At 67.8% G+C, this 9,811-nt stretch carries 8 protein-coding genes; 3 read left to right on the top strand and 5 right to left on the bottom strand.

Translation table 11 applies throughout. From position 1 onward, the window contains the following. Positions 1-451: 451 nt before the first annotated feature. The gene (locus ACFV6X_RS35170) at positions 452-1,006 is read right to left on the bottom strand and encodes a helicase associated domain-containing protein (RefSeq protein WP_385390470.1); all 555 of its coding nucleotides are present in this window, start codon (positions 1,004-1,006) and stop codon (positions 452-454) included. Between the two features lie 9 nt (positions 1,007-1,015). Beyond that, complete coding sequence (locus ACFV6X_RS35165; protein WP_385390468.1) at positions 1,016-1,765, bottom strand: helicase-related protein; 750 nt, start codon at positions 1,763-1,765, stop codon at positions 1,016-1,018. 41 nt (positions 1,766-1,806) lie between these two features. Here ACFV6X_RS35165 and ACFV6X_RS35160 point away from each other — a divergent pair, with 41 nt between their 5' ends. The 3 genes from ACFV6X_RS35160 to ACFV6X_RS35150 all read left to right on the top strand — a co-directional run bounded on the left by ACFV6X_RS35160 (position 1,807) and on the right by ACFV6X_RS35150 (position 5,190). Then, a complete protein-coding gene (locus tag ACFV6X_RS35160) occupies positions 1,807-2,613 on the top strand; it encodes a hypothetical protein (protein ID WP_385390466.1) in 807 nt (268 codons plus the stop codon). A gap of 26 nt (positions 2,614-2,639) precedes the next feature. Continuing rightward, positions 2,640-3,284, top strand: coding sequence for a hypothetical protein (locus ACFV6X_RS35155; protein ID WP_385390464.1), 645 nt, complete (start codon positions 2,640-2,642; stop codon positions 3,282-3,284). A 400-nt stretch (positions 3,285-3,684) separates the two neighbouring features. Next, positions 3,685-5,190, top strand: a complete 1,506-nt coding sequence (locus tag ACFV6X_RS35150; RefSeq protein ID WP_385390472.1) for an ISL3 family transposase — start codon at positions 3,685-3,687, stop codon at positions 5,188-5,190. A gap of 284 nt (positions 5,191-5,474) precedes the next feature. On the opposite strand, the gene ACFV6X_RS35145 is transcribed toward ACFV6X_RS35150, so the two are convergent. From ACFV6X_RS35145 to ACFV6X_RS35135, 3 genes are all read right to left on the bottom strand, one after another. Next, on the bottom strand, positions 5,475-6,512 hold the full coding sequence (locus tag ACFV6X_RS35145) for a beta-ketoacyl-ACP synthase III (RefSeq protein WP_385390462.1): 1,038 nt from the start codon (positions 6,510-6,512) through the stop codon (positions 5,475-5,477). A 172-nt stretch (positions 6,513-6,684) separates the two neighbouring features. Next, positions 6,685-8,286 (bottom strand): wax ester/triacylglycerol synthase domain-containing protein, encoded by a 1,602-nt coding sequence (locus tag ACFV6X_RS35140; protein ID WP_385390461.1) that lies wholly within the window; start codon positions 8,284-8,286, stop codon positions 6,685-6,687. 338 nt (positions 8,287-8,624) lie between these two features. Further along, positions 8,625-9,587 carry a prenyltransferase/squalene oxidase repeat-containing protein gene (locus ACFV6X_RS35135; protein WP_385390459.1) on the bottom strand — a complete coding sequence of 321 codons (963 nt, stop codon included), beginning with the start codon at positions 9,585-9,587 and terminating at the stop codon, positions 8,625-8,627. Positions 9,588-9,811 lie beyond the last annotated feature (224 nt).

The raw sequence follows: 9,811 nt of genomic DNA, 5'->3' as shown, positions 1-9,811 counted from the left end.
CCTCGGACAGCGTGATCTCCACAGCAGAAGGCCCGCGATGCGACATGCCAACAGGGTAGTACCTAACCATCAGGATTTCTGGCGCAGCACACTAGACATCGACGAAGCCAAACGCACAAGACCCCGGGCCTCTACAGGCCCGGGGCCCGGTGCGGGAGTGGCCAGAGGCCGTCTCGAGGGAGGCCTTCCGTCGGCGGCGGCACGGTGCTCTCACCAGTCATCCGCTGACATGGATCGACGCTGACCTTCTGCTGCCCCGCTCCCGGTTGGCCTGCGGGCATCACGCTGCCCCTTCCTCTGCCGCCCACTCCAGCCCAAGAGCGGCGAGCGCCCGGATTTGTCGGCGGTGAGTTTGGCCCGGCGGGTCTTGGTGTTGCTGAGGAACACTCCGAGCTTCACGACGTGCTCCTGGCCGTCGACCACACCCTTTCAACATGGCTTCTGGGGACGGTCAGGGAGCCTGTTGCGGGCCTTGTACTGCGGCCAGGGCCGCAACGCCCCGCTGGAAGGTGCTCAGGGCGCTCTGAGGGGCCTTGGTGGGGGCTTCGTGCTCCGACGGTAGCGGCGCGATGCCGAGTGCTCCCAGGAGGGCGCGCTGCTCGTCCATCAGCCGCTCCCAGACCGCAGGTTGGCGCTGCTTCGCGACGAACCGTCCGATGTCCATGCCGTGCACGGTGACGCCGGGCAGGACGTTGGCCTGGCCCTCTTCGTCGCGTACGAGCTCGCGTAGTGCGGCGTAGTGGCGTTGCCAGTCCGCCGGCCACGCCGGGTTCCAGTGCTCATCGATCCCCAGGAGCGCGGTCTTCCACTCGGGGTGGCAGTCGAGGGCGCCGGGGCGGCGGAGGTTGGACAGCCACTGCCCGATCGGCCGGTCCAGCATGGTCGCGGTCCGGGGTGCGCACAGTGTCCAGTGGTCCTCGTGGTACGCCTTCGCGTCCGCGAGGTTCTCCTGGAACCGCTCATCCGCCAGCGACCAGACCATGCCCAGCTTCTCCAGCCGCCGCACATGCAGACGTCATCTGCCCCGCCCCGTACGCCCGTCGCTGCTCCGCGACCCACTGACCCAGGGGATACGCGCCCTCCCGGTTCCGTAGGGAATCCTGGCGTGGCCCTCGCGCTCGGTGAACTTCTTCAGCGCCGACCACCCGCGCGCCCAGTCCTGCTTCTCCGTATCGATCACGTTGAAGGACACCCACTCTGCGACCATCACCGGATCACGCGGAGCCGCGAAACGGAGCAGTAGACGGGATTCGTCCTCGCCTTCCTCGGGCGGCGGACCGATGTATGCGGATGGCTGCGCGACGTCCTTCAGCGGCTCTTGCGGAATCGCGAGCAATTCGACGGCTTCTTCGTCGTGAGCGCGAAGGCCTTCCAGTACTTTCACCAGTGGCCGGTATGACCCGGAGGTGAACATGTCCTCCGGCTTTTCTCCGGGCCGGAGGGATACCGGCACGATCAGAGAGGCGAGCTTGCCCTGCGCGGGCTTTTGTCGCAGGGCGCGGCCGATGGCTTGGACGATGTCGTGCGGCGTGCTCTTGGGGTCCAGGAGGGCGACGGAGTCGACGGCTCGGCTATCGACGCCTTCACCCAGGACGCGGCAGTTGGAGAGCATGGCCCGCTGCCCCGTGGATCCGAACGAGCTCAGGACTTCCGGCCGGCGCTGGGGGAGGTGTTCGCCGCACAGCCAGTTCGCCCACACCCGCTTGGGGTACGTATCCGGAGCCCTGCGGACGGAGCCGCCGGTCAGCGCCGACGAGGGAGCCATGGGACGGCCCGGTTCAGGAGACGAGGTGGCAGGATGACGTGGTGTCCGACTCTCTCCGTGAACTGTGGCTGCGCGGCATCGCTTTCAACGCGGCGGCGCCCGCCGACGTGCTGATACGTCTCCTGGACGATGCGGCCGGTGAGGCCGGCTTGCTGATGTGCGAGGGACGCGACCTGCCCGACGCCGTCATCGACGCGGCCCTCCGCCACCCGGTCGAGCGGATCCGCCGTGCCCTCGCCCGCAACCTGCACGTCGCCCCCGCACGACTCGCTCCCTTGGCATCGGACCCTTCGGGACTCGTCCGTGCGTATCTCGCCGGCGGCACCCGGCTCCAGCCCCGGTGGGTCCGGCCCCTGCCGGACGACATCCTCGTCACCTTCCTGACCGCCCAGGAAGGAGGCGAGGACGGCAGGGTCACGGAGAAGGACATCGTCGGGGAGCTTTGGTCCTCCCGGCAGGTCCCTCTGTCCTTCCCGCGGGACATGGCCGGTCACGACCACCCCGCACTCCGTCTGTACGCCGTCTTCCAGTGGCAGTCGCTGACCGCTGCGCAGCGCCATGCCCTGCTCGACGACCCCTACCCCGCCGTGCGGGAAGCAGCCAGGAAGGGCAGCCGGCAGCTGGAACCGGAGGCGGTGGAGGCCGAGCTGCCGCCCATCGGATCACGCCACGCGGTGTCCGTGCTCAGCACCTGTGCCCTGTCACCCGCGGTCGTCGAACAGTGCTTCGCGGACGACGAGGTAGACCCGCTGGCCCGGAACCGCCATACACCGGCCGACGCCCCGATGCAGAGATCCGCCGGCTGGTCGCCACCCGGCCCGACCTGGGGCCGGAGGCGGCGGAGCTGAGGCGGGATCCGGACGAGGACGTGCGGATGCGTGCCCGCCTCCAGCCCTCCATCCGTACCTGGGCCGAATTCCAGGAGGTACAAAAAGTCGTCGGTCACGGGCCCGACTGCACCTGCCCGATCACGCAGCCGGCCACGGAGCCGTCGCCGGACTGGTACGCCACCTGCGCGGTGTCCGAGGAACCGGTGCTCCGCCGGGTCGCGGCAAGTTGGCCGGGCCTGTCTGCGGAACTCGTCGAGACCCTCGCGCAGGACGGCGACGAGGAGGTCAGGATCCGGCTGGCCTGCCACCACCCGCTGGCTCCGCCGCACCTCCTCCTGGATGTCTTCGTCACCCGCCCGGCCCACCGTCCGCACCTGCTGACCCTGCCCGCGTTCCCACGTACCGGCAGGGCTCACCTCATCGACCACCCGGATCCCGAGGTACGGGCCCTTGCCGCAGCCGATCCCGCCTTGCCCGTCCCCCCGGTGAAGGACCCCGACGCGTCGGTGCGCCTGGCAGCGGCCACCAACCCCAGCCTGTCACCCGAAGCCCTGGAGACCCTCCTCGCCGACCCCCGTACCGCCGAGGGCGCTGCGGCCAATCCGGCCCTCACCGTGCCACGCATGCACGCTCTCCTCGACCACTGCCTGAACGGCACCGCCACCCCGCCGGGGGCCGTCCAGCGCTAACGGACGACGCCCACGTAGCGATCACAGGCATCGCAACCTCCGTGGACCATCGACTGACGTCGACACACCAGACAGGCGTTTTTGAATCTCAGCAACATTCCGGACATCAGCAACAAGTGACTGCTCCTGCAACTGGTCTACAAACGTTCTCCCTTGTCACCTACGCAGCCGCAGCCACTTTGCTGAAGGACTCGTTGGAGGCGATGGCGACGCTGTCCTTCTCCTCACGTTCGGTCAGACCTGAAAGAGGAGTTCGGCGCCCCTGCGGACGAGTTCCATGTGTTGGGTCGGGGACGGGAGGGACTGTCAAACGAGTGGGTCTGTTCCGTAGTCGGTGGTGACGGTGAGTGCTCGCCTGTGATCATTGAGCGTGCATGATGCGAACGTGCTTGTAGGAACGGTGTTTTCGGGGTTGTCGGCGTTGGTCATCGAGGATGTGGCGGACGGTGGCGAGATAGTCCGGGTTACGGCTCGGACCCGGGATGTTCCCGTTCCCTGTCCGGTGTGCGGGGTCGTGACGGGGAGGGTTCACGGGTATCACGGCCGGACGGTGCGGGATGTGCCGGTCGACGGCCGGCAGGTCGTGGTCCGGGTGAGGATACGACGGCTGGTCTGTCCGGTCCTGGGCTGCAGGCGGCAGACCTTCCGGGAGCAGGTTCCCGGGCTTCTGGAGCGCTATCAGCGCCGCACCACACGTCTGACCGGTCAGCTCTCCGAGCTGGTCAAGGAGTTATGCGGCCGGGCGTCCGCCCGACTCGCCCGATCGCCGGCCGTGCCCGTGTCGTACGGCTCCGCCCTACGGCTTCTGCGGCGGGTGCCCGTGCCGGCGGTGCGAATTCCGCGGGTGATCGGGGTCGACGACTTCGCCCTGCGGCGCCGGCAGAGTTACGCCACGATCATCATCAACGCCGAGACCGGTGAGCGAATCGAGGTACTGCCCGGTCGTGAAGCCGCCCCTCTGGAAGCCTGGCTGCGTGGGCATCCGGGCATCGAGGCCGTGTGCCGGGACGGATCGGCCACCTACGCCGAGGCGGTCCGCCGAGCCCTGCCCGACGCGGTCCAGATCAGCGACCGCTGGCACCTGTGGCACAACCTCGCCGAGGCCGTCCGTAAAGAGGTCGCCGCGCACAGCACCTGCTGGGCGAAAGCGGGACCGCCTCCAGCTGAGGGGAGACAGGCCGCCACCACCCGCGAGCGCTGGCAGCAGGTCCACGCCCTACGCAAGCGCGGAGTCGGACTGCTGGAGTGCGCACGGCGCTTGAACCTCGCCTTGAACACCGTCAAGCGCTACCACCGTGTCACCGAGCCCGAGCGCCTCATCCGCGCCACCAAGTACAGGCCCACCCTCGTTGACCCCTACCGCGAGCACCTGCGCAAGCGCCGACTGGAGAACCCGGCCGTACCCGTCACTCATCTCCTCCAGGAGATCAGGGAGCTGGGCTACACCGGCAGCTCGAACCTGCTGGTCCGCTACATCAACCAGGGCCGTGTCGAGGCTGACCGGCCTGCCCTCTCGCCCCGGCGTCTGGCCCGCTACCTGCTCACCCGTCCCGACCGCCTCAAGGACCACCAGCGGGAACGTGTCGAGGCCGCCCGCGCTGCCTGCCACGAGATGACCGCTCTGGCCGACCTCATTCATCACTTCGCCGTGCTGCTGGAGCCCGGCGACGGCAATGCCACCATGCTGAGCACCTGGATCACCTCGGCCCAGACCGAGGACCTCCCCCACCTGCATGCCTTCGCCCGGGGCATCGAGAAGGACCGCGCCGCAGTCGACGCAGCCCTCACCCTGCCGCACCACAACGGCGGCACCGAAGGCGTCAACAACAAAACCAAGCTGATCAAGCGCCAGATGTACGGCCGCGCGAGCTTCCCCCTCCTCCGCTACCGCATCCTCCTGGGCTGACCACATCCTCCGTCACCACCGACTACGGAACAGACCCACTCGTTTGACAGTCCCACAGTCCCCGCTCCGCCCGTCCAGCGATTGAGAAGTCATCTCATTTGGCGAGTCTGCGGTAGCAGAGAGGGTGCAGCCGATGCTGGTGAAGGCGAGGAAGTGCTCGACCATGCTTCGTAACGGCGGTGGAGTCGGCGGCAACCGGCGAGCCAGGCCCAGTTGGCGCGTTTGCCGCCTGGTTGTGACGCTACCAGAGCGGCGCACCTTTCACCGGAGCATGTAATAGGCGCTCAGGTGAGAGCCTGGAGGCCGATGGGCCACAGCAGAGTGGTGGCCGCCCAGGTGAAGCCTGCGCCGAAGGAAGTCACGACGACTCGTTGCCTGGCTTTCAGCTGCCCGTCGATCGCGGCGTGGCTCAACAGCAGGGGGATGGAAGCTGCAGAAGTATTGCCGACTCGGGCGATGTTAGACGGTACGCACTCGGCCGAAATTTCCAAAGCGTTGGCCACTGCTGCGCTGATGCGTGCGTTTGCTTGGTGGACGATCAGCCTGTCAATGTCCTGGGCGGCCCACCCTGCTGCGGCCGCTGTTTCTTGAGTCACGTGAGTGATGCGGCGCACCGCGTGACGGAGTACGTTGTTTCCTTTCATGTGTACGTAGAGGTTCTCCAGGTCGGCGGTGGTACGCGCGGGGCTGCGGGAACCGCCGCCGGGGATGTAGATGGCATCTGCGTGCTCGCCGTCGCTGCCCCATGCGGGCGGTCCGAGGGCTCCGGGTTCGCCGGAGTGTCCGGCTGTGAGCACGACCGCACCCGCTCCGTCGCCGAAGATCGGCGCGGTGGAACGGTCGGCGGGGTCGATGACGGCCGACATCTTCTCCGCCCCGATGACCAGTACGGTGCCGGCGGTTCCCGCGTGGATGAGCCCCGCTGCGACAGTCGTTGCGTAGACGAATCCCGAGCATCCTGCACCGAGGTCGAAGGCAGGCACTTGGCTCAGGCCGAGTTGGTGGGCCACCACCGGTGCGGTGCCAGGCACATGATGGTCCGGAGTGGCGGTGGCCAGGATGACGGCGTCGACGTGCTCGATCTCCGCCGATTTCATTGCCCGGAGTCCTGCCTCCACAGCCAGGTCACTGGTGGCAGTCGCCGGATCGGCGATGTGTCGCTCGGCAATACCGATACGGGTGCGGATCCATTCATCTGTCGTGTCCAGGCGTGCTGCAAGGTCGGCGTTGCTCACTTTCAGTGGGGGCAGGTAGGACCCCAGGCCGATCAGCCGCGCGGCAGGCGCTAGCGACGGGGGCATGGCTTTACGTGCAAAGATCAACGGTTTGTCTTCTCTGTGCTTGCTCGTTGGCGTCACCGTCAGCGGAGGGTCTGCCTTTGGGATTGCGGACTGACCGGCTGCTCGTTGTGATCCCGCTGTCGCTGGCGTGCTGCCGCTGCTGCCGCTGCGGCCGGTGATGGCCGACGCTGTTGACTGGGGAGCCGGGGAGCGACTACGCCTCGGGCACCGCGTGGGGTCGATCTGTCTGGGGGTGGGGACCCTGCTCTTGCGGACTCTCGCGGTCGGAGGATGATGCTGCTACCAGTTGAGCTACGAGGCTGACCAGGTCGTCCATGGTGGTCGGCTTCGCCAGCTCGTCTTCGGTGATCACGACGCCGAGGCGCTCTTCGAGGATCATGGACAGCTCGGTCACGGCCAGGGAGTCGATGCCGGCTTCCTCCTGCGTCGCCTGACGCGTGATCGCTTCGGCCGGCAGGTTGCCCTGGTGGACCAGGAGGCCTTTGATGAAGTCAAAATTGATGACGACTGCGATATCACGGGCAGCGGCAGGTGCGGGGAGCGCCACGTCGGCGTGGGGAAGTTGCTCCGGTCGGTTGCCCGCGTGCGGGTCGTCGTCCGAGCGCGGGAGGTCGCCCACGGCGTCGTGGAACAGACGGGGCAGCTGGTTCAGGCCGGGGAGAGCGGCGTCGGTGACGAAGCAGATGCTGGTGGTTCCGTTGTAGCTGCAGGCCACGATCGACGCCGGCTGGTGCCGGGGGAGCCAGGTGAAGGGCTGGAGGCGGGTGACGGGGTCCTGTTTGTAGCGCAACGGCCGGTGGAGGGCGAGGTAGGACGTGCTGATGGTGGCCCGGTCGGGTGTGGTCAGCCGGGTTGCCAGAGCATGGAAGGCACGTGCGGGGACGACGTTCATCACGGAACGCATGGCCTTGTGGCGGGCCGGGTCTTTCGTGGTGCGAGTGGCGGCGATGACGTGGTCGAGGCGGCCTTCAGCTGTCGGCTCGTGGCAGGGCAGGGGCGCGGGTGCGAAGGTGAAGTAGTTTCCTGGTCGGTCGTGTTCCTCGGCACGGCGCAGGTTGACCATCTTGATCGCTGGGAGCGGCCTGTCGGCGCCGCGGGGCCAGGATTGTGCTGCCCATGTGCGCAGGGCTCCGCTGAGGGCGGCCAGGACGCCGTCGTTCGTGTCGCCGCCGCGGGTGGTGGCGGCTTGCCGCAACCGTTGGGTGGGGACATACGCCCAGGTGATGTCGCGCTGGCCGGTGAGGGGCCGCGCGGTGTCGTCCCAGGTGTTGTTGCTGGCGCTTGCGGTGAGCATGCCGCGCACGGTGCTCAGGTAGGCTCCGGCGCCTGCCCGGGGAGCTGGGTGCGTGGTGGGCGCTGGTGCGCTGCCGAACAGAGCGGTCAGGGTACCGATCAGGCCCATGCCGTCCTGGGTGCTGTGGTGCGCTCGCAGGCAGATGGCATAACGCCCCGGGGCGTACCCGGCCAGCAGCCAGATGTCCCACAGCGGGCCCGCGTCGGGCAAGGGGTGCGCGACGAGGCTGGTCAGGGCTGTATCGAGGTGCTGGTCGCCTGTTGGGAGGTGCTGTTCGCGGAGGCGGTGGTTCAGGTCGGGGGCTGGGTCATGGTGCCAGCGGGCTTTGAGTCGGGGGCCGTGGAGGTAGTGGGTCAGGCGCGGTTGGGATTTCAGGTGGGAGCAGACATAGGCGCGGAGTTCACCGAGGGTTGGAGTGGTTCCTTCCAGGTGGAGGATCACTCCGATGGTCTGGGAGATCGAGGGATAGACCTGGGCCATGTCGTGCATGGTCAGGTCCATGGGGGTGGGACGGAGGGGCACGGTCACGGGGTTCTCCGCGGTGGGGTTCGGTGAAGAACAGGGGTCAGGTTGGTGTGAGTCGGAAGATCGGCAGGGGGCGTCCCGAGCGTTGGGCGAAGGAGACGTAGGTGGGCCCGGCTTCGACGAGGTGGTCCCAGGCGGCGGTCCGCTCGGTCCCTTCCAGGCGGGCGGCAGCGGTTCGGTCGAGGTTGGTCGGGGAGTTGTCGCATCCGTGCACGTGGGTCTCGGGTACCAGGAATCAGTCGATGTCCGCTGCACCTCCGGTACCCAGGCATACGTGCCCGGGCAGGGAAGGGGAAGCCGGTTCGGAGCTGGTCTCATGGGGCTGTCCTCTTGGCGAGTTGCGCACTCCTGTGCTGGCGGCCCGGCCCGGCAGTGCGGGATGGCCGGATGCGAGGGGTGAGGTGGCCCAGGGCGAGCAGAGTGAACGCATCGGTCAGCACGGGCACGTGATAGGGGAAAGGACGCGGGCCGACCATGTCGGGAACAGAGATGATGCTGCCGTCGGGACGCTGCTGAGTGAGCAGGTAGCCAGTGGCCTGCGCAGCGGGAGCAGGGTCGCGCTGCCCGGCCAGGATGATCAGGGCGTAGGCGGTGCTGATGGCATCACTCGAGGCGCCGTCCCTCTGTCCGAAGCCGCCGTCCGCGTTCTGTGTGCTCTGCACCAGGCCAGCGATCCGACCGCTCATGTCGTGGACGGCCAGAGAGGACTGCCGATGGTGGGGGCGAGTGGCGAGGTAGGCCCTGAAGAGGGTGTGCAGGCGACTGCTGCTCCAGCCGGGGGGAAAGGAGCCGTCAGGCATCTGGCAATCGGCGAGAAAGCGCAGAGCAGGCGGGAGGAGGTGATGGTGGCGGCCTTGGGTGCTGAGCGCGTTGATCGCGGCGGCGGTCATGCACGCCTCGGAGGGAGTGCCCGCTCCGTAGGTGGGGAATCCGCCGTCGTCGCCGCGGACCGCGACCAGCGCATCCAGGGCACGCTCAATCGCGTCGCGGTAGGTGACCGGGGCCAGCTGATGCAGGAATTCAACTGCGCCGGTGGTGCAGTCCGTGTCGGAGAGCTCAGCGTGGTCGGTGTAGGACCAGCCGCCGTTCGCATGCTGAACATGCACAAGGTGCCGGGCGATGCGGTGCAGCACCTCACCCGGTGCGCCGGCGCCGCCCAGGGCCAGGCCCGCGACGACGGTGCTCCACGTGTCGGTGTCCGTGACGAAAGGCAGGCCGCCGTCCTCCCGCTGGTGCCTGAGGGCGGTACTCAGGCCGGCATCGACGACACTGTCCATACCGGGGACGTCCACCAGGGCATGCAGGACTGACAGGTGAATGAAGAGGTTTCCCTCCCAAACCGTTCCCGGGCGTTGGGTGGATGCCAGCAGAGTGACATCGTCCCCGCCAGCGCGACCTCTCCCTACTGTGCTGCGCCAGAAATCCTTAGGGTTAGTTCTGCTCTGTTTGCTGGCCGGTGGTTCCGACCTTGGTGAGGTAGTCGGCGAGGGAGTTGAGGATC

The organism is Streptomyces sp. NPDC059861, assembly GCF_042731435.1.
Taxonomy (GTDB): domain Bacteria; phylum Actinomycetota; class Actinomycetes; order Streptomycetales; family Streptomycetaceae; genus Streptomyces.
The sequence above is the reverse complement of the archived record's forward strand: the minus strand, read 5'-3'. Positions and strand labels throughout refer to the sequence as shown.